The sequence below is a fragment of the Paenarthrobacter sp. E2MeOHC11 genome (genome assembly GCF_058744955.1).
Window position 1 is genome coordinate 2,372,677 of the sequence record NZ_CP196673.1, and the last position, 18,329, is coordinate 2,391,005.

At 63.3% G+C, this 18,329-nt stretch carries 20 protein-coding genes; 12 read left to right on the forward strand and 8 right to left on the reverse strand.

Translation table 11 applies throughout. The features are described from left to right. Window positions 1–20 precede the first annotated feature (20 nt). The 4 genes from ACSSVG_RS11070 (at window position 21) to ACSSVG_RS11085 (ending at window position 3,602) form a co-directional block, all read left to right on the forward strand. Window positions 21–1,235, forward strand: coding sequence for a thiolase family protein (locus tag ACSSVG_RS11070; RefSeq protein WP_492418908.1), 1,215 nt, complete (start codon window positions 21–23; stop codon window positions 1,233–1,235). A 14-nt stretch (window positions 1,236–1,249) separates the two neighbouring features. After that, window positions 1,250–1,936 carry a 3-oxoacid CoA-transferase subunit A gene (locus ACSSVG_RS11075; protein ID WP_231340363.1) on the forward strand — a complete coding sequence of 229 codons (687 nt, stop codon included), beginning with the start codon at window positions 1,250–1,252 and terminating at the stop codon, window positions 1,934–1,936. 2 nt (window positions 1,937–1,938) lie between these two features. Then, window positions 1,939–2,607: a 3-oxoacid CoA-transferase subunit B gene (locus tag ACSSVG_RS11080; protein ID WP_492418910.1), complete on the forward strand. Its 669-nt coding sequence runs from the start codon at window positions 1,939–1,941 to the stop codon at window positions 2,605–2,607. Between the two features lie 191 nt (window positions 2,608–2,798). Continuing rightward, window positions 2,799–3,602, forward strand: coding sequence for an IclR family transcriptional regulator domain-containing protein (locus ACSSVG_RS11085; protein ID WP_231340365.1), 804 nt, complete (start codon window positions 2,799–2,801; stop codon window positions 3,600–3,602). Here ACSSVG_RS11085 and ACSSVG_RS11090 read toward each other — a convergent pair whose 3' ends face one another. From ACSSVG_RS11090 to ACSSVG_RS11120, 7 genes are all read right to left on the reverse strand, one after another. Beyond that, window positions 3,603–3,947 carry an iron chaperone gene (locus tag ACSSVG_RS11090; RefSeq protein WP_231340366.1) on the reverse strand — a complete coding sequence of 115 codons (345 nt, stop codon included), beginning with the start codon at window positions 3,945–3,947 and terminating at the stop codon, window positions 3,603–3,605. A 103-nt stretch (window positions 3,948–4,050) separates the two neighbouring features. Next, the gene (gene dmpG / locus ACSSVG_RS11095) at window positions 4,051–5,073 is read right to left on the reverse strand and encodes a 4-hydroxy-2-oxovalerate aldolase (RefSeq protein WP_492418913.1); all 1,023 of its coding nucleotides are present in this window, start codon (window positions 5,071–5,073) and stop codon (window positions 4,051–4,053) included. 2 nt (window positions 5,074–5,075) lie between these two features. Further along, window positions 5,076–6,014, reverse strand: coding sequence for an acetaldehyde dehydrogenase (acetylating) (locus tag ACSSVG_RS11100; protein WP_492418914.1), 939 nt, complete (start codon window positions 6,012–6,014; stop codon window positions 5,076–5,078). An 8-nt stretch (window positions 6,015–6,022) separates the two neighbouring features. Beyond that, window positions 6,023–6,835: a 2-keto-4-pentenoate hydratase gene (locus ACSSVG_RS11105; protein ID WP_231340369.1), complete on the reverse strand. Its 813-nt coding sequence runs from the start codon at window positions 6,833–6,835 to the stop codon at window positions 6,023–6,025. After that, window positions 6,835–7,776: a 3-carboxyethylcatechol 2,3-dioxygenase gene (locus tag ACSSVG_RS11110; RefSeq protein ID WP_231340370.1), complete on the reverse strand. Its 942-nt coding sequence runs from the start codon at window positions 7,774–7,776 to the stop codon at window positions 6,835–6,837. Before ACSSVG_RS11110 ends, ACSSVG_RS11105 begins: the two co-directional genes overlap by 1 nt. 116 nt (window positions 7,777–7,892) lie before the next feature. Continuing rightward, window positions 7,893–8,345: a PaaI family thioesterase gene (locus ACSSVG_RS11115; RefSeq protein WP_231340371.1), complete on the reverse strand. Its 453-nt coding sequence runs from the start codon at window positions 8,343–8,345 to the stop codon at window positions 7,893–7,895. A 135-nt stretch (window positions 8,346–8,480) separates the two neighbouring features. Then, the gene (locus ACSSVG_RS11120) at window positions 8,481–9,848 is read right to left on the reverse strand and encodes an MFS transporter (RefSeq protein ID WP_492418917.1); all 1,368 of its coding nucleotides are present in this window, start codon (window positions 9,846–9,848) and stop codon (window positions 8,481–8,483) included. Between the two features lie 378 nt (window positions 9,849–10,226). Between ACSSVG_RS11120 and ACSSVG_RS11125 the strand changes: the two genes are divergently transcribed. The 7 genes from ACSSVG_RS11125 (at window position 10,227) to ACSSVG_RS11155 (ending at window position 16,719) form a co-directional block, all read left to right on the forward strand. Then, window positions 10,227–11,588 (forward strand): aromatic ring-hydroxylating dioxygenase subunit alpha, encoded by a 1,362-nt coding sequence (locus ACSSVG_RS11125; RefSeq protein WP_492418919.1) that lies wholly within the window; start codon window positions 10,227–10,229, stop codon window positions 11,586–11,588. Next, complete coding sequence (locus ACSSVG_RS11130; protein ID WP_492418921.1) at window positions 11,581–11,922, forward strand: non-heme iron oxygenase ferredoxin subunit; 342 nt, start codon at window positions 11,581–11,583, stop codon at window positions 11,920–11,922. Before ACSSVG_RS11125 ends, ACSSVG_RS11130 begins: the two co-directional genes overlap by 8 nt. A 31-nt stretch (window positions 11,923–11,953) precedes the next feature. Beyond that, the gene (locus ACSSVG_RS11135) at window positions 11,954–13,165 is read left to right on the forward strand and encodes an NAD(P)/FAD-dependent oxidoreductase (RefSeq protein WP_492418922.1); all 1,212 of its coding nucleotides are present in this window, start codon (window positions 11,954–11,956) and stop codon (window positions 13,163–13,165) included. 27 nt (window positions 13,166–13,192) lie between these two features. Beyond that, on the forward strand, window positions 13,193–13,762 hold the full coding sequence (locus tag ACSSVG_RS11140; RefSeq protein ID WP_231340376.1) for an aromatic-ring-hydroxylating dioxygenase subunit beta: 570 nt from the start codon (window positions 13,193–13,195) through the stop codon (window positions 13,760–13,762). Between the two features lie 66 nt (window positions 13,763–13,828). Next, window positions 13,829–14,680, forward strand: a complete 852-nt coding sequence (hcaB, locus tag ACSSVG_RS11145; RefSeq protein ID WP_253465124.1) for a 3-(cis-5,6-dihydroxycyclohexa-1,3-dien-1-yl)propanoate dehydrogenase — start codon at window positions 13,829–13,831, stop codon at window positions 14,678–14,680. 8 nt (window positions 14,681–14,688) lie between these two features. Continuing rightward, the gene (locus tag ACSSVG_RS11150) at window positions 14,689–16,251 is read left to right on the forward strand and encodes an acyl-CoA synthetase (RefSeq protein WP_492418925.1); all 1,563 of its coding nucleotides are present in this window, start codon (window positions 14,689–14,691) and stop codon (window positions 16,249–16,251) included. 6 nt (window positions 16,252–16,257) lie between these two features. Beyond that, window positions 16,258–16,719, forward strand: a complete 462-nt coding sequence (locus tag ACSSVG_RS11155; protein ID WP_253465118.1) for a hypothetical protein — start codon at window positions 16,258–16,260, stop codon at window positions 16,717–16,719. A gap of 2 nt (window positions 16,720–16,721) precedes the next feature. Here the strand turns inward: ACSSVG_RS11155 and ACSSVG_RS11160 are convergent, their stop codons facing one another. After that, window positions 16,722–17,534, reverse strand: a complete 813-nt coding sequence (locus ACSSVG_RS11160; RefSeq protein ID WP_231340380.1) for an IclR family transcriptional regulator — start codon at window positions 17,532–17,534, stop codon at window positions 16,722–16,724. Window positions 17,535–17,667: 133 nt separating this feature from the next. Here ACSSVG_RS11160 and ACSSVG_RS11165 point away from each other — a divergent pair, with 133 nt between their 5' ends. Then, on the forward strand, window positions 17,668–18,243 hold the full coding sequence (locus tag ACSSVG_RS11165) for a helix-turn-helix domain-containing protein (protein ID WP_253465115.1): 576 nt from the start codon (window positions 17,668–17,670) through the stop codon (window positions 18,241–18,243). Window positions 18,244–18,329 lie beyond the last annotated feature (86 nt).

The following is an 18,329-nucleotide window of genomic DNA, read 5'->3' on the forward strand; positions in this document are numbered from 1 at the left end:
GCAGATAGAAAGTGAAACCCATGAATCAGGCTTTTGTGTACGACGCCGTGCGCACGCCCTTTGGCAAGTTCGGCTCCGGCCTTGCAGCGGTCCGTCCCGATGACCTTGCCGCCCACGTGGTCCGTGAGTCCGTCAAGCGGGCGCCGGGATTGGATGTTGAGCGGATCGACGAGGTGGTGTTCGGCAACGCCAACGGTGCTGGCGAGGAAAACCGCAACGTTGCCCGCATGGCGACGCTGCTGGCTGGATTGCCCGTGTCGATTCCCGGCACCTCGGTCAACCGCCTGTGCGGCTCGTCCCTGGATGCGGCGATCATCGCTTCGCGCCAGATCAACGCCGGCGACGCCGACCTCATGCTCGTGGGTGGCGCCGAGTCCATGTCCCGTGCGCCGTGGGTGCTGCCGAAGACGTCCAAGCCGTACCCGGCCGGTGACATGACCTTGGCCTCCACCACGCTCGGTTGGCGCCTGGTGAACCCGGCCATGAACAAGGACTGGACCATTTCCCTGGGCGAGGCCACGGAACGGCTGCGCGAGAAGTACGGGATCACCCGGGAACGCCAGGACCAGTTTGCTGCGGATTCGCACAACCTGGCCGACGCTGCGTGGAACGAAGGCTTCTACGACAACCTTGTGTCGCAGGTGCCGGGCACCGACCTTGTCCGGGACGAGGGCATCCGTGCCGGTTCTTCCGCTGAGAAGCTTGCCGGGTTGAAGACCGTTTTCCGGGCCGAGTCTGACGCGTCCGACGGCGGCACGGTCACCGCCGGGAATGCCTCGCCTTTGTCTGATGGTGCTTCGGCGGCGTGGATCGGTTCGGAAGCTGCTTCCTCGATCCTCGGCATGGAGCCCCTCGCCCGCATCGCTGGCCGCGGTGCGCATGGCAACGACCCCCAGTTCTTCGGCTTCGCCCCGGTGGAGGCCGCGAACAAGGCCCTCGCGAAGGCGGGCATCGGCTGGGACCAGGTGGGCGCCGTCGAACTTAACGAAGCGTTCGCCGCGCAATCGCTGGCGTGCGTTGATGCGTGGGGGATCGACCTCGGAATCGTGAACCAGCACGGTGGCGCGATCGCCATGGGCCACCCGCTCGGTGCTTCCGGTACCCGCATCCTCGGCACGCTCGCCCGGTCCCTGCAGGCCTCCGGCCAGCGTTGGGGTGTCGCGGCGATCTGCATCGGCGTGGGCCAAGGCCTGGCCGTGGTGCTCGAAAACGTTACTGCCGGCGCGTCGGCATAGAAGGGTAAAGAGTCATGTTGAATTTCATTGACACTGTGGGCGAGGCTGTCGCCGGCATCAAGGACGGTTCCACCGTGATGATCGGCGGGTTCGGCAACGCCGGGCAGCCGTTCGAACTGATCGACGCCCTCATGGATTGCGGCGCAAAGGATCTCACCGTGGTCAACAACAACGCCGGCCAGGGCGACCAAGGCCTGGCGTTGCTGATCAAGGAAGGCCGGGTCCGCAAGATGATCTGCTCCTTCCCGCGGCAGTCCGATTCCTGGCACTTCGACGCCAAGTTCCACGCCGGTGAGATCGAGCTGGAACTGGTCCCGCAGGGCAACCTGGCCGAGCGCATCCGGGCCGCGGGCGCGGGTATTGGTGGATTCTTCACTCCGACCGGTTACGGCACCACGTTGGCTGAGGGCAAGGAAACCCGCATTATCGATGGACGGGGCCAGGTGTTCGAAACGCCGATCCACGCCGACGTCGCCCTCATCAAGGCACTCAAAGCCGACGGCAAGGGCAACCTCGTCTACCGCAAGACCGCCCGGAACTTCGGACCCATCATGGCCGCCGCTGCCAAGCACACCATCGTGCAGGTTTCGGAGATTGTGCCCACGGGTTCCCTGGACCCGGAGAACGTGGTGACACCCGGTATTTACGTCAACAGCGTGGTCCGCGTCGATTCTGCCGGAACAAAAGAACAGGTGGCCTGATCATGAGCACCGAAACCAGCATCCAGACCTCCGAGAAGCCGCTGGGCCGCGATGAGCTCGCCCAGTTGGTGGCCCGCGACATCGCCCCGGGTTCGTTCGTGAACCTGGGCATCGGCCAGCCGACGCTCGTGTCCAACTACCTCACCGAGGAACAGAACATCACGCTCCACACGGAGAACGGGATGCTCGGCATGGGCCCGGCCGCTGAATGCGAGGAGATTGACGGCGATCTCATCAACGCCGGCAAGATCCCCGTCACCGAACTGCCCGGAGCCTCGTACTTCCATCACGCCGACTCGTTCGCGATCATGCGCGGTGGGCACCTGGACATCTGCGTGCTCGGCGCCTTCCAGGTATCCGCCACCGGCGACCTCGCCAACTGGCACACCGGCGCCCCGGACGCGATCCCGGCCGTTGGTGGAGCCATGGACCTCGCAACGGGCGCCAAGGACGTTTTCGTGATGATGACGCTCCTGACACGTGAGGGCGTGTCCAAGCTGGTGGAGCAGTGCACCTACCCGTTGACCGGCGTCGGCTGCGTGACGCGCGTGTACACGGACAAAGCAGTGTTCCTCACAGGGCCCGACGGCGTCACCGTGCGGGAGACCTTCGGCTGCACCTTCGAGGAAATCCAGGAACTCGTGCCGCTGCCCCTGAAAAAGGCAGAGTAGGCCCCGCAAGTTTGGGCTCCTCGTTGCGAGGCCCGCTTTGCGCGTTATTTGGTGTACGTAGCCTGCAGAGTGGGCCCCGCAAGTTCGGGCTCCTCGTTGCGAGGCCCGCTTTGCGCGTTATTTGGTGTACGTAGCCTGCAGAGTAGGCCCCGCAAGTTTGGGCCCCGCAACGCACCCTAGGATTGGTATCCATGAGCGATTCCGCAGTTACCCCGCAGGCCAGCGACCAGTACGTTCAGTCGCTGGCCCGTGGGCTCGCAGTGATCCGGGCATTCGACGCGAACAACCCCGTGATGACACTTAGCGAAGTCGCTGCCCGCACGGACCTGACCCGCGCCACAGCACGGAGGTTCCTGCACACCTTGGTTGAGCTGGGCTACGTCCGCACCGACGGCAAGACCTTCGCCCTGACGGCCAAGGTGCTGCAGCTCGGGTACTCATACTTGTCGGCGTTGTCCTTGCCCCAGTTGGCCCAGCCGCACCTGGAGCAGCTCAGCTTGAAGCTGGGGGAGTCGACGTCCGCGGCGGTCTTGGACGGCCCGGACATCTTCTACGTGGCCCGCGTGGCCACGCGCCGGATCATGAACGTCGGGATCACCGTCGGCACGCGCTTCCCCGCGTATGCCACGTCCATGGGCCGCGTCCTGCTCGCCGGATTGCCGCAGGCCAAGCTGGAGGCTTACCTCACGACGGCGGAACTGACGCCGCTCACGCCGCGAACCGTCGCCAGCGTGCCCGACTTGAGGGCCGCCGTCGAACGCGTCCGTGCGCAAGGCTGGTGCCTGCTCGACCAAGAGCTCGAAATCGGGCTGATGTCCATCGCAGCCCCGGTGTGGAACCACAACAACGGCGACAACGTTGCGGCCATCAACGTCTCACTGCAGGCCCAAGCCGTCGCCGCGCAACCTGACCCGGAAAAGTACCTCGAGTCAGTGCGACAGGAAGTCGTGGCCACCGCCAACGCGATCTCGCAGGACGTGTCGGCAAAACACTGACTACTTCCGGATCGCTGCCAACCGCGTCTCGAGGATCCGGCGCACCAACGAGTCCGGCACGGGATTGTCCGCCGAGAACCGCAACGTCCCGGGGGACCAGGAGTAACCGCCCAACTCCTCCGACATTTCCGGCAGGATCTGTCCGCTGAACGGATACAGTGCCAGGTGCTTCTTGGTTTCGAGCACACTCAGAAAGCCCTTGCCATCAACCATCAGTGCGGGCATGCCGTAGCTGACGCCTTCTTCGGCATCGGGGGCCAACTCACGGGCGATCCCAACGATCCGCTCTAGAATGGCGCGGTTGCCCTCGCTGACGCTCTCGAGATATTCGGTGACGGTACCCATAGGAACCATGGTTCACCACGCCCGCCCGCGAAGCCAGAGATGAACGACGCCGGATGGCGGCCTTTGTGAGGCAGCCACCCGGCGTCAACGGTTGAGCGGGCTTTTAGCTCGCTCCCGCCAGGCTCACCGCGACATCGACGATCATGTCTTCCTGACCGCCAACGTAACCGGCCTTGCCGATTTCCTCGAGAATCTGCCATGCCGGGACGCCATAGCGTTCAGCTGCGCGTTCGGCATGGATGAGGAAAGATGAGTAGACGCCCACGTATCCCTGCATGATGGACGCGCGGTCCATGACCGGCATGCGGGTGACAAAGGGTTTGACCACATCTTCGGCCGCCGCCATCACGGCGTGAACGTCCACGCCGGTCTGTATATTCAGGCGCTCGAAAGCCGCTGCCAGGACTTCCGTGGGGGAGTTACCGGCCCCGGCGCCCAAGGCAAGGAGTGTCCCGTCGATTTGCTTGGCACCGGCGCGGGCCGCGTACACCGAATTGGCCACCCCGAAGCTCAGGTTCTGGTGGCCGTGGAAGCCCACCTGGGCGTCAGTTCCGAGCTCCGCCACCAGGGCGGAAACCCGTTCCGTGACGTCGTCCAGGATCAGGGCACCGGCTGAGTCCACCACGTAGACGCACTGGCAGCCGGCATCGGCCATGATCCGGGCCTGCTGCGCGAGCTGCGCAGGGGTGATGCGGTGCGAGAGCATGAGGAATCCGACCGTCTCCATGCCAAGCTGGCGGGCGTGCTGGAAGTGTTGGATGGAGACGTCAGCTTCGGTGCAGTGGGTGGCGATCCTTGCGACCTGGGCGCCGGCCTGGTGGGCTGCGTTGAGATCGTGGATAGTTCCCAAACCGGGGAGCATGAGCACTGCGATCCTGGCGTTCTTCGCCTCATCCACCGCTGCCCGCACCAGGTCCAGCTCGGGGGTCAGGGAGAACCCGTAGTTGAAGGAGGAACCACCCAGGCCGTCGCCGTGGGTGACCTCAATGACCTCCACCTTGGCGTCGTCCAAGGCCCGGACCACTGACCGGACGTGTTCTTCGGTGAATTTGTGGCTCATGGCATGGGAGCCATCGCGCAGGGTGGTGTCAGTGAGTCGGACACTCAGTTCGGGTGCGCTGGTCATGGTCATACTCCTACGGCTGAAGGGGTAACGGCGGCGTCCATACGCTCGGCCAGCAGGTCAGCTGTCCTCGTGGCCGCAGCCGTGATGATGTCCAGGTTGCCGGCGTATTCGGGAAGGTAGTCTGCCGCCCCCACCACTTGCACCCAGATACCCACACGGCCGTTGCCGTTCCAGTCCTCACGAGCGGCATCGAACTGAGGCTCGACGCGGAGCGAGTAACCGGGCACATACTCCTGGATGGCTGAGACGGCCGTGCTGATGGCGGCACGGATCTTGTCCCGCAATTCACCAGCCTGGGCAGCTTCAGCGGGAATGGAGGCGTAGATCGTGTTGCGCATGATCATGGGCGGTTCCACAGGGTTGATGATGATGATGGCTTTACCGCGGGCAGCCCCACCAACCTCCTCCAATGCCTTGGCCGTGGTTTCGGTGAACTCGTCCACGTTGGCCCGGGTGCCGGGGCCAGCGGATTTGGAGGCGATGGAGGCAACAATCTCGGCGTAGTCTACGGGGACCACGGAGGACACCGCGGCGACGATCGGCGTGGTTGCCTGTCCGGCGCAGGTGATCATGTTGACGTTCAGCACGTCTTCCAAGGAGTCCAGGTTCACCACCGGGCATAGGTAAGGGCCGACGGCGGCCGGCGTCAGGTCGATCGCGTGGATCCCCGCAGCCTTGTACTTGGGAGCGTTGGCCTGGTGGGCTTTGGCTGAAGTGCATTCGAAGACGAAGTCCGGGAGTTCGTCCTGCGACAGCAGCCAGTCGACGCCCTCTGCGGACGTAGTGATGCCCAAGCGTGCTGCACGGGCGAGGCCGTCCGACGCGGGGTCTACGCCAATCATGTACTTGACCTCGACGTTGTTGCTGCGGCGCATGAGTTTGAACATCAAGTCCGTGCCGATATTGCCCGATCCGACGATCGCGGCGGTTTTCTTAGCCATGGAATTCCCTAATCTGTGAAATGGATTGTCAGCGCGCCCAGCGCACCAAAGTCGGCCGTCGCGGATTCTCCGGCTACCACCGGCAGCGCCTTGGTGAAGGAACCGGGCAGGATGAGTTGGCCGGCCTCCAAGGGCACACCTTGCTGGCCCAGGATGTTTGCCAGCCAGGCCAAAGGAATGACGGGATCGCCCATGACGGCCCCGCCGGTGCCGCTTTCGCGGACCTCACCGTTGATCAGGAGATCGCACGTGACTGAGCCCAGGGCATCCACGGACACCGGCAGGGGGACCGAGCCCACCGCGATCGCTCCACAGGACGCATTGTCCGCCACGGTATCCACCAGCTTGATGTCCCAATCGGTGATGCGGGAGTCGATGATTTCAATGGCCGGATAGACCGCCTCGATCGCGGCCGCGGCTTGACCCCGGGTCACCCCGGGGCCTGCCAGTGTCGTCTTCAGGACAAAGCCAAACTCGGGTTCCACCTTGGGCTGAATAAAGTGCGACGCCGGGATCTCCGCCCCGTGGTGGTGGACCATGTCTTCGAAGAAGTACCCGAAATCCGGTGAATCGACACCCAACTGCTGTTGTATGGCCCGCGACGTCAGCCCCACTTTGCGGCCTGCCAGGACGCGGCCCCGGGCAAGGTGATGGTGAAGTTGGTACTGCTGGACGGTGTACGCATCCTGAAGGGTCATGCCGGGTACCCGGTCCCGCAAGGGGGGAACGGGGATCAACGACTCGCTGGCTGCCAGCAGCTCCGCGCCCACGGCGGCCAGCTGGTCCTCTTGGCGACCAGTGGCGGTGGTGACGTTGGCCATTACCGCAGCACCGCCGTCGTGACTCCGAAGCCGGCAATGTATTCCTTGATGGGTTTGTAGAACTCGTAGGTGACGTTGTACTCACCACAGGCACGCAGTGCCGAGTAAGCGGCAACCCATGTGCGGACTTCGTGTGAGGAATGGCCGGCCACCCGGTTCATTTCCGCCGCTTCGTAGGCGTCGAAACCGGCAACGTCGCCTGATGCACAGACCTTCAGGAAGGCCCGGTCCCAGTCGGGATTGAGGTCCATGATGTCCGCCTCGCCCCGCGCGAACGCCTCTGCCGTGGCGATGGTTCGCGCTTGCCGGGCGGCACGGGCCTCCGCTGTTGGGTGCCGTCCATTGAGTAGCAACGCGCGCTGTTCCTCCGTGGCCGTGGCGATCTGTGGAACAGGAGGGTCGTGGGAGAGGCCACCGGAGCCAATGAACAGTACCCTCTTGTCGAGGTCCCTGAAGAATTCGCCGACGGCGGTGCCGAAGCGGCGGACGCGGGCCATTTTGGAGAACGGCGGGGCTACAGAGTTGATGAAGATGGGGATCACCTGGCGGCCGCCGACATCGCCGCGGTAGATGTTTTCCAGGGGCTGCACAGCGCCGTGGTCCACCTCCATTTGGCGGGAAATGGCGGTATCGATGTCCTGATCGATCACATACTGGGCCAGCCGTTCCGCGATGTCCGTGGGGACGTCCAGCTTCCCGGCGAAGGAGTCGTAGTCACCGGTCCCAAAAGCTTCGTAGCCGATGCAGAAGGGTGGCATCAGGTCGTAGAAGAAGCCGTTGTAGTGGTCCGGGCCGAAGTTGACCACGAGGTCGGGCTCGAAATCCAAAACAAACCCGCGGACGTGATCGAAGGCTGACTCGACGGCGGCTTTGACGTCGGCGGGCGGGTTCGTGTGTTCCAGCAGGGGGCTGTGCGACATGCACACCAGTGCCTGGTTCATGACGACTCCTTTTGTGGGATGTGCTGCCGGGGCAGCTGCTTGTGGGTTCCATTGCACCCCTGCGGATAACCATCCGTCAGGCGTATGTTCCGCAGGGTGGTACGGCGGGCGGGGGCCTACGTGGTGCCCAGGCGGCGCTCCTTGATGGCGTAGGTAAAGGTGGAGTGCATCAGGGCTTTTCCGTCCGCGTCCGTCACGCCCACTTCGGCCACGGCTACGGTGTTGCCGCCGCGGAGGATCCGTGCCGTGGCGATGGCCGGAGACGCCTGGGAATTGGACAGGAAGTTGACGCTCGACTGCACAGCCAAGGGGAACTGCCCGCTGCCTGCGTAGGTCTGCATGGCCAGCAGGGTGCCGGTGATGTCCGCTGCGCCGAAGAGCGCAGCGGCAGAGAACAGCCCGGAGGCTTGGGCGTATGACTCCTGCAGCGGCATGGACATGCTCACGGTGTCTTCGGTGACGGCGTGAGGTTCCAGCTGAAGAGTCGCAGCGATGTCATCGAAACCTCGTTTGGAGGTGAACTCGCCTACGAAAGTTTGGAATTCCTCAAGGGAAGCGGGGTGGCCCATGGTGTGCTCCTGGTGTGAGTGGGGCCGTCCGGCGGCCCCCGTGGTTCGGGATCAGGCTAACGACGGCGGCACCCGCCGTGGCAGGGCGGGTGCCGGTAGGCGGAACACGGCTGCGTCCGCCGATCGTCGCTGTCGTCAGCGGACGGAGGCCTGTTCCCCGGATCCCGTGGAGGGCTCTTCAGCCTGCTGCCGCGCACTGCTTCTGGTTTCCTTGGACAGGAAGACGCACAGGGCAGCGATGGCGATCAGAAGGATGAAGTACCAGGCGATGTTGTCCGTTGTGGCGCCGTTGGAGAGGCCCATGAGCATGGTTGCCATGAGGGGTGCCGTTCCCGCGCCAATTACTGAGCCCAGTTGGAAGCTGAGCGAAACGCCCGTGTAGCGGTCCTGGGTCTCATACTTTTCGGCCAGGAAGGCTCCGATGGGGCCATACATGGACGCTTGAATGATCGGATTTCCCACAACGAACGCCAACGCCACCAACCAGTAGCTGCCGGAATTGAAGAGGGCGAACATCGGGAAGACGAGGACCACTGACACGGCAGCTCCGGCCAGCATGACGGGCCGGCGGCCGAACTTGTCCGAAAGCCAGGCGAAGAACGGGATGGCGAAGATATGCAGGAATGACGAGAAGGTCAGCATCATGAGTGCGTCCTGGCGTGACACCACGCCTTGGGCCGCGACGTAGGGAACTGCCCAGACCGCGAGGAGGGCCTGCATGAACAACGGTCCTGCAGCAGCCATGATGCCGTAGAACGTGGATAGAGGGTACTTCTTGAGCACCCGGACGATGGGAACCCCGGTGTGGACCTCGCCGGCAGCCCTGGCCCGCTCGAAATCGGGTGATTCAGTGACCCGGTATCGGAGGTAGAGGCCGATCACCACCAGGGCGGCGGAGAGCAGGAACGGGATACGCCACCCCCAGCTAAGGAAGGCATCATCGGGCAGCCCCGCGAAGATTCCCAGGACCAAGGTTGCCAGCACCGATCCCGTGGGCCCGCCAGTCACTGCGATGGATGCCGCAAAGCCGCGGTTCTTCTCTTTGACGTGTTCTGCTGCCATGAGTGTGGCGCCGGCCCATTCGCCTCCGACGGCCAGGCCCTGGACCACCCGGAGCAGCACCAGGGTGAGCGGCGCAGCCACGCCGATGGCCTGGTAGGTGGGCATGAGGCCGATGGCGATGGATACGGAGCCCATCATCATGAGCGTGATGAAGAGCATGTTCTTGCGGCCGAACTTGTCACCGAAGTGGCCAAACAGGACACCACCGATAGGCCGGGAGAGGTATCCGGCAAGGAGAATCACGAACGAAAGCGCGGTACCCAGGCCCGGGTCCATGTCCGCCGGGAAGAACAGCTTGGGAAAGACCAAGCCGGCAGCCGCACCGTACAACAGGAAGTCGTAGTACTCAACGGTGGAACCAAGGAAGCTGGAGACCAGCGCGCGGCGGGTGTCCTTCTTCCCGGTGGCCGCAGGCGCCGGGGGAGTGGGGTATTGCGTCATTGCATGCTCCAGGGGGTGGGATCTATCAGTGGACGGATTCAGAGATCACGTTGACAATGGGTCCGGACGGCACGTGTGACCAATGCCACGTTCCGTACGGCGGCACAAATGCTGCATACATGCTGGCCAGCCAGCTCATCGACGCCCTCGGCCGGAGCCGCCGTGCTGGGTTCAGCCGATGGTGCCGAGGGAGTGGCAGCGTTCAAGGAGCGGCGTGGGCTCCGATAGGCGGGCCGCTAGGTGGGGAACCATGCCGGGCATGCGTGATTGACAGTGCCCGCTGTTCCGGGGTTCGGCACGGCAGCTAGTGCGGGGTGTCGGCTTTCGTGTCCCATGGGACGAACACCCAATTCTTCGATGTGAACGAAGGGCCCACCCATGACCACCACGGACTCCTGCCCGTCACAAGCACATGCAGCCATCGGCCGGATGCCCCGGCCGGCTTCCATGACGGCGAACATTGACGTCTCGCCACTGGTGGACGCCGAAGCCGGGCTCATCGACAGGTCCATCTATTCGGACACCGGCATTTACCAGCAGGAACTGCGCCGCATCTTTGCACGCAGTTGGCTGTTCCTGGCGCACACGAGCCAGTTCACCAAACCCGGAGACTTCTTCACCACCTTCATGGGCGAGGATCCTGTGATCGTCACCATGGACAAATCCAAGTCCATCAAGGCCTACTTGAATGCCTGCAGGCACCGCGGTGTCAGGCTGTGCCGGGCAGATGCCGGCGCCACCAAGATGTTCACCTGCACTTACCACGGGTGGTCCTTCGACCTTGCGGGTGCCCTTCAATCGGTGCCGAATGAGAAGGCCTATCCAGAGGACTTCGACAAGAAGGACTGGGGACTCATCGATGTTCCCAACGTTGCTGAGTACAAGGGCTTGCTCTTTGGAAACTGGGACCCCGCTGCGGAACCCCTCGAAGAAGCCCTGGGAGACATGCGGTACTACCTGGACGCCATGCTGGACAGGGACCCGGAGGGAACCGAGGTCATGGGCGGGGTCATGAAATGGGAGCTGGAAGGAAACTGGAAGCTGGCCGCTGAACAGTTCGCCACAGACTGGTACCACGTCAATATGTCCCATGCTTCGGCCCTCATGGTGATGTCCCCCACCGGGCGCGGACCAAAACCGGAGGTTGCTGAGACTCCCGGCCGCCAGTTCCTCTCTCCGAAGGGCCACGGGGCTGGTTTTCCTACGCACCCCAAGTCCCGCTTCGACGCCGAGGCCGTTCACGACTACTACGATTACCAGGCCCTGCGGGAGCGGCTGGGTGATGCCGCCGTGGAGGGCCCTTTGACTACCGGCCACGCAACGGTGTTTCCGTCTTTCTCGTACCTGCCCGTCAACGGCTCCATCCGTGTGTGGCACCCCAAGGGCCCCAACAAGATCGAGGTGTGGGCGTGGATTCTGGTGGACAAGTCAATGCCGGACGACGTCAAGGATGCCCAGCGCCTCTACAACCTCAGAACCTTCGGGCCGTCGGGAATCTTCGAGGCCGACGACGGCGAGAACTGGTCCGAGATCCAAGCCATTTCCGGTGGTTTCGTCACTAACCAGGTGCCTCTGAACTTCCAGATGGGGATTGGCAGTGAACGCCATGACGGCACCTATCCAGGCGAGACCAGCGAGCTGTATTCAGACGCCGCAGGACGGTCCTTCTACCGACATTGGGCGGCTCTGATGAACCAACCCGCCTGGCACGAGAACACTGCAGGAGCAAGCAATGAATGAAGTTATCAGCATCGGTACCGCCGGGGACATCGAGCAGGGCGAAGCAACAGTGGTTCCCGCCGGTACCAACGGCACGGACCAGGACATCGCGGTGTTTCATGCCGAGGATGGCAACTTCTACGCCTTGAACGACACCTGCACCCATGAGACGGCGTCCTTGGCTGACGGCTGGGTCGAGGGTACGGAGGTGGAATGTCCCGTGCATTCGGCCAAGTTCTGCTTGAAGTCCGGCACAGCCCTTTGCATGCCGGCCACTCTTCCGGCCCGCACCCACAAGGTTGAAGTCCGGGATGGCGAGCTTCTCCTGTACCCCAACATCGACGCCGTGGTTTAGACGTGCGTGGAACCCTTGAGAGGACAACACCATGACGCTGGCATCAGTCACGATCGTGGGCGGCGGAATGTCCGGCTTCACCGTTGCCAAGGAGCTTCGGGGCCGGGGGTTTTCGGGCGACCTGACCATCATCGACCCCGCCGGGGTTCCTTACGACCGCCCGCCGCTCAGCAAGGACTACCTGCTCGGCGCGCGCAGCGGAGAGGATATCCAGCTGGCTGGGCGGGCTTGGTTCGCTGAACACCACGTGGAGATCGTCACGGGCACGGTTGCTGCCCTCCGGCCGGATGAGGGGTCTGTTGTCCTCGAGGATGGGCGCCGGATCACCAGTGACAAGGTTGTCCTGGCAACCGGGGGGACTGCGCGTCGATTGCCCATTCCGGGCGGAGACCTCCCCTCGGTTCTGGAGTTGCGTACCCGCGAAGATGCCGACCGCCTGCGTTCCCTGTTGGTTCCGGGTTCCCGCCTGGCGATCATTGGGGCCGGCCTGATTGGCGCCGAGGTAGCGTCATCGGCGTTGCCCTTCGGTGCCGATGTTGTCTTGATCGATCCCGTGGATCCTCCGTTGGTTCCTGCGGTTGGCCCCGAGCTGGCCCGCCGCCTTCACGCGATGCACCCGGCCAATGGTGTTGAGGTGGTGACGGGAGTACCCACGTCCATCACTGTTGATGCCACGGGCCACAAGGTCACTCTTGAATCGGGACACACCATCACGGCCGACGCTGTACTGGTGGGCATCGGCATCGTTCCCGAAACCGCTTTGGCCGAGTCTGCGGGCCTGGAGACGGACAATGGAACGCTGGTGGATGAGTCCCAGCGGACCACGCACCCCAACGTTTACGCCGTGGGGGACAGCTCACGCGTCCGGCTCGCGAATGGAACGTTGCTGCGCCGGGCCGAGCACTGGGAGCACGCCATGAAAACAGGCGCGACGGCGGCTGCCGCACTTGTGGGGGACGATCTGCCGGAGCACGGCGCCAGCTGGTTCTGGTCCGATCGCCACGGGGTCCATGTTGAGGGCGTGGGCAGCATGACAGGAGAAGGGGCCACGATCGTCCGCGAGAAGGACGGCGAACCCGCCGTCGTCTTCAAGCTCGACGTCGGGGGCTACTTGGCTGGCTGCGCCGCGGTGGACGGGGGCCTGGCTGTTCGGGCCGCCCGCCGCATCATTGATCGCCGGATTCGAGTGGATCCGAAGCAGCTGGCGGATCCGTCCATTGATCTCAAGAAACTCGCACGGTAGTCCCACAGCTTAAGGAAGCGTGAACCCATGACCGAACATGTTATTGCGGCGGCGGCTGCCCAAGCCGTGGACGACATCGAGGGTGGCCTGGCCGATGCAACGCTGGCCTACCGCGTCCAACAGTTTTATTTCCATGAGGCGGAACTGCTGGATGATGGACGGTTTGCCGACTGGCTGGAAATCTTCGACGAAGACCTCAGCTACTGGGCTCCGTTGCGCACCAACCGGCTCCGCCGCCAAGCGGCCCTGTCCATTGGGGCCCCGGGCGAAGCCGCGTACTTCGACGAGACCAAGGAATCCCTTGCCTGGCGCATCCGGCGCTACGATTCCGGGATGGCATGGGCAGAAGATCCGCCCTCACGTACCCGCCATCTGATCTCGAATGTCACCGTGCGGATTACTGCTGGGGGAGAGCTCAAGGTCAGGAGCGCATTCCTGGTCTACAGGAACCGCCTCCAGACGGAAACTGACATCTACGCTGGTGGCCGGACGGATATTCTCCGGATTCAGCCGGACGGCAGTTTCCGCGTGGCGCGGCGCGAGTTGCTCTTCGACGCAAATGTTCTTCAGGCCAAAAACCTCAGCACGTTCTTCTAGCGTCCTTCACTAATTTCACAGGAGGCCCGGCGCTGGGCGGGTCGTTGCTGCGGCAGAGAGGTAAAAATGAGTGAAAACCAATCCGCGGGGTGGCTCAACGGCGATGTTGCCTTGGTCACCGGTGGAGGCTCGGGCATTGGCCGGGCAGTGGCAGAACGGTTCCTTGCCGAGGGTGCGTCAGTAGCGATTTTCGGGAGGGACCTGGACAAACTGAAGGCCATGGCTGACGCCACTGGTGCTGGTGAGCGGATTCTGCCGTTGGCAGGAGATGTCAGGGATTCGGGGTCGCTGCACGAGGCTGTGGAACGAACGGTCCAGCACTTCGGCAAGCTGGACGTGCTGGTCCCCAACGCAGGAATCTGGGACTACAACCGCTCGGTCACCAAGCTGACGGGTGCAGAGCTTTCGGAAGCGTTTGATGAGCTCTTTGCCATCAACGTCAAGGGCTACCTCCTGTCCGTGGAGGCGGCGTGGCGCGAACTGGTCAAGACCCGGGGTTCCATTGTGATGACCTTATCCAACGCCTCCTTCCATACGGCCGGCGGTGGTCCTGTCTACACGGCGTCCAAGTTTGCTTGCCGTGGCCTGGTCAATCAGTTGGCTTACGAACTTGCCCCGAAGGTCCGGGTTAATGGCGTGGCGGTGGGCGGGATGAACACCGACCTCCGCGGACCGGAGTCCATTGGCCTCAATGACCGCTCCATCTCGCAGTCCTTTGCGCGGAGCACTGTCACCGGAAACAATCCATTGATTCCGCTGCACGACGCCTCGGTTGATCCCAAGGACTTTACGGGCCCGTACGTCCTCTTGGCTTCCCGGCAGAATTCCAGCAACGTTACTGGTGCCATCATTCCGGTGGATGGCGGCATCGCTGTTCGCGGTTTCGGGACGACCGCGGCGGGCGGTGATGAGCTGTGACGTGCAGTGTGGATCTCAATCCTGCCACCGGAATCCGACGCCAGGCGGCGTACTTTCCGGATCGCATCGCCGTGGTCTATGAAGAGCAGAAGATGGACTACCGGGCCTTCGTCGAAACCGTGGAAGCCATGGCCAAGGCCTTGCTGGCACAGGGGACACAGCGGGGTGACCGGGTGGCGTATCTAGGCCTGAACAGCAGCACCTTCCTTGTAACCATGATGGCGTCCTGGTGGGTGGGCGCCGTGTTTGAGCCACTGAATTTCCGGTTGGCACCCCGCGAAGTGGAGGGGTTGCTGGAAAGGTCCACCCCCGCCATCCTGGTGGTGGAACCGGGCCACCAGGCAATCGTGGAAGCGATCGGCCAGTCCCTCCCAGGCGAGCCCACCGTGGTGCTGGTGGACAATGACGGCCTGACGCCCCTGCGGTCTGAGCTTGGCTCCCAGTGGGTGTCGCTGAGCAGTTTCCTGGCTGTGGGCGAAACCACGGAAGCATGTGAACCACTGCCGGCCGGGGATGAGGACCTTGCGGTGCTGATGTTTACTTCCGGAACCACTGGCAAGCCCAAGGGCGTGTGCATCTCTTTTGGGAACCTTTGGTGGAATTCGGTCAATGTCGATTCCCTGGTGGACACCCGCCGGGGAGACGTCAACCTTGCTGTGGCCCCTTTGTTCCACATCGGCGCGCTCAACGCCCTGACTATCCGTTCGCTGGTCCGGGGCGGGACAACCGTGGTCCGGCGGGCCTTCGACCCCCGGCAGGCGCTCCGTGACATCGAGGAGTTCGGAGTTTCCCAGGCATTTCTAGTGCCGGCCCAGCTCTCTGCAATGCAACAGACTGAGGATTTTCCGGTCAGGGACATATCCAGCCTGCGGGCACTGATCTGCGCGGGAGCTCCGGTGCCACCGGTCCTCCTCCGGCAGTACCAAGCCAAGGGCGTCTTCGTGCAGCAGGCGTGGGGACTCACCGAAACCTCTCCTTTTGCCACGTATCTTCCTGCCGAGCTCACGCATCAGAAGGCTGGATCGTGTGGAATTCCCATGCCGTACACCCAAGTACGCATCGTGGACCCTGTGACGTTCGCGGAAGTGACGGAACCCGGCGCCCGCGGTGAGATGTGGGTCAAAGGCCCCAACGTCACCAGCGGCTACTGGAACGATCCTGAAGCAACCGTGCAGGCCTTCCACAAGGGCTGGTTCCGCACCGGTGACATCGGCTACAAGGATGAATCGGGCTACTTCTACATCGTGGATCGATTGAAGGACATGATCATCACCGGCGGGGAGAACGTCTATCCTGCCGAAGTGGAGCGCGCGTTGATGGAATTCCCGGGGGTTCTGGACGTAGCTGTGGTGGGAGTTGAGGACGCGCAGTGGGGCGAATCCGTGGTTGCGGTGATGAGCTGCCGGGACGGTGAAGTTCCCGCGATCGAGGATGTCAGGGCCTTTGCCGGTGATTATCTGGCGCGTTACAAACTCCCCAAGAAGCTGGTCCTGGTGGGCAGCGTTCCGCGGAACGGTGCCGGCAAGCTGGACAAGCAGAGCATCCGCCAACTCGCGGTTGATGGAAAGTGAGGCGTCGTGTCGTCCAATGAAGTAGACCTGCTCAAGTGGCCGGACCCGTTGCCCGGTTCGTGGACCGCCGTCGTGAGTCCTGCAGCGGACGCTGAGGTCACCCGATACGCAGTGTTCGACGACGGCCGGCCGGCTGGGACGGTTGCGGTGGAGTTCGTTGTGGCTACTCCGCTGGCGGCGAGCTACCCTGTCAGCGCCCGCGACCGCCTGGTGACTCCCGATGCCGGGGCTGGCGCTGAGGCGCTGCAGCTGGTTTCCGAACGAATCCTGCAGATGGACCCGGCCTGCCGGCGGTTGGTGAGGGCCGTGGATGAGGGGGACATTGCTGCCATTGCCCTGGGGGAAGCGGCCGGCTACCGCTATGTGGTGGACGTGGACATCCCCGGGCGCTCGCTTGCCCTGTTGGCAGCCGAACCAGGATGGGTCATGGAAGCCTCGCGCTACCTTGACGACGTTCCTACCAAGTGAAGCTAGCTGCCGTTGATCAGGCGCAGCTGATGTTGACGCCTGGCAGTGGCGGCGGCCACCGCCCGGCTGGCGGCGTAGCAAACCTTGCGCAGGGCGGTTGACTGGGACTCCGGGATGAATTTTCCAGCCGGTCCGGAAACGGACAGGGCAGCAACCGGCCGTCCGTTCGGCCCCATAACGGGCGCTGCGATGCAGTTGAGGCCCTGCAGGATTTCTTCACGGTCGTAGGCCAGATTGTTGAGGCGGACCTGTTGGAGCTCCACCTGCAATGCTTCGGGATCGGTGATGGTGGACGGCGTCCATGCCGCGAGTTCCGAGGCCATGACTTGTTCGCTTGCCTCAGGATTGTAGGCGAGCAGTACCTTGCCTACGGCGGTGCAGTAGGCAGGCGCCCGGCCGCCGATGCGCGAGGGACTTTTGACTTGGAGGTGTCCGTACAGCTTGTTCAAATAGGCCACTTCAGTTCCGACGAGCACGGCCAGATGCACGGTTTGGCGACTCAGCTCGTAGAGATCTGCCAGATACGGCGTCAGCGCATCCCGCATCCTGCCGTGGGCTGCAGTTTCCTGTCCTGCGCCCAGGTTGTGAATCAGTTTTCCCAAACGGTAGGCGTTCCCGGCCCGCTCCACCGCACCGCTGCGTTGCAGCATTCCGAGTACCCGGAAGGCGGTGGACTTGGACATGTCCGCCCTACGGGCGAGTTCACTGACGCCCACTCCCGTGAAGGCATCGTTGCCGAAGGAGCTGAGCAGCGCCATTGCTTTGTCGACGGCGGCGCGATCGTCTCGGGGTGGCGTGGAAAGGGTGGATGTCACGGAAACCTCCAGGTATGGGCAGCTTTGACCAGAATGGAGCCAGATGGGCCGGTGATCGGTTTTTTAAAGTGTCCCGACGGATCACAGGTATGTCAAACGTGACACTTCGTCATTTATAAGTGACACTTGAGCTGTGACTCTCAACGATCTGGTCTCCCGCAACATCCGCCGCTTCCGGGCAGAGCGAAACATCACCCAGGGTGAACTCGCCCGGAGAGCCAACTTGTCAAAGCAAACGCTCTCCAAAATCGAGCAGGGCGAGGGCAACCCCACCATTGGTACCTTGGAGTTGATCGGCGAGGCGCTGGGCCTGAGTTTCCGGCGTTTAGTGACTGAGTGGGGGACCAAGACCTATGTTTCCCGCGCCGCGGATGCTACCTGGGAGGACTCGGCCGCGGGTAACGAGCGGAACCTGGACAAGATTTACGGCTCCGGGTACGTCCGCACACAGGTCATAGAGCTCCACGACACTCCACGTGTACAGAAGGTGCCTGCGCAAAGTCCGGGCACGTTGCACCAGGTCTACGTCATCGAGGGGCAGCTTGAGGCCGGCCCCCTCCAGGAGCTCCTGACCCTGAACGCGGGTGATTTTGTGAGGTTCCCCGGCGATGTTGACCACGGATTCCGGGGTGTTGACGGGAAGGCAGTGATTCACCTGACCACCACGGCGCCCGAGGTTCCCCAGTTCACGGCGCCCCCTGAGCAGTGAGCGCACCCGGCCAGTAGGCTACGGCAGCGTGTTGGCGCGCTACGGTTTGCATGCCGCCTGCCGGAACACACGCTGGCTGCTGTGAC

What these genes read in the sequence shown, in the direction of transcription:
- ACSSVG_RS11070 (WP_492418908.1), top strand. Translation starts at nt 21, where the DNA reads ATGAATCAGGCTTTTGTGTACGACGCCGTGCGCACGCCCTTTGGCAAG.
- ACSSVG_RS11075 (WP_231340363.1), top strand. Translation starts at nt 1,250, where the DNA reads ATGTTGAATTTCATTGACACTGTGGGCGAGGCTGTCGCCGGCATCAAG.
- ACSSVG_RS11080 (WP_492418910.1), top strand. Translation starts at nt 1,939, where the DNA reads ATGAGCACCGAAACCAGCATCCAGACCTCCGAGAAGCCGCTGGGCCGC.
- ACSSVG_RS11085 (WP_231340365.1), top strand. Translation starts at nt 2,799, where the DNA reads ATGAGCGATTCCGCAGTTACCCCGCAGGCCAGCGACCAGTACGTTCAG.
- ACSSVG_RS11090 (WP_231340366.1), bottom strand. Translation starts at nt 3,947, where the DNA reads ATGGGTACCGTCACCGAATATCTCGAGAGCGTCAGCGAGGGCAACCGC.
- dmpG (WP_492418913.1), bottom strand. Translation starts at nt 5,073, where the DNA reads ATGACCAGCGCACCCGAACTGAGTGTCCGACTCACTGACACCACCCTG.
- ACSSVG_RS11100 (WP_492418914.1), bottom strand. Translation starts at nt 6,014, where the DNA reads ATGGCTAAGAAAACCGCCGCGATCGTCGGATCGGGCAATATCGGCACG.
- ACSSVG_RS11105 (WP_231340369.1), bottom strand. Translation starts at nt 6,835, where the DNA reads ATGGCCAACGTCACCACCGCCACTGGTCGCCAAGAGGACCAGCTGGCC.
- ACSSVG_RS11110 (WP_231340370.1), bottom strand. Translation starts at nt 7,776, where the DNA reads ATGAACCAGGCACTGGTGTGCATGTCGCACAGCCCCCTGCTGGAACAC.
- ACSSVG_RS11115 (WP_231340371.1), bottom strand. Translation starts at nt 8,345, where the DNA reads ATGGGCCACCCCGCTTCCCTTGAGGAATTCCAAACTTTCGTAGGCGAG.
- ACSSVG_RS11120 (WP_492418917.1), bottom strand. Translation starts at nt 9,848, where the DNA reads ATGACGCAATACCCCACTCCCCCGGCGCCTGCGGCCACCGGGAAGAAG.
- ACSSVG_RS11125 (WP_492418919.1), top strand. Translation starts at nt 10,227, where the DNA reads ATGACCACCACGGACTCCTGCCCGTCACAAGCACATGCAGCCATCGGC.
- ACSSVG_RS11130 (WP_492418921.1), top strand. Translation starts at nt 11,581, where the DNA reads ATGAATGAAGTTATCAGCATCGGTACCGCCGGGGACATCGAGCAGGGC.
- ACSSVG_RS11135 (WP_492418922.1), top strand. Translation starts at nt 11,954, where the DNA reads ATGACGCTGGCATCAGTCACGATCGTGGGCGGCGGAATGTCCGGCTTC.
- ACSSVG_RS11140 (WP_231340376.1), top strand. Translation starts at nt 13,193, where the DNA reads ATGACCGAACATGTTATTGCGGCGGCGGCTGCCCAAGCCGTGGACGAC.
- hcaB (WP_253465124.1), top strand. Translation starts at nt 13,829, where the DNA reads ATGAGTGAAAACCAATCCGCGGGGTGGCTCAACGGCGATGTTGCCTTG.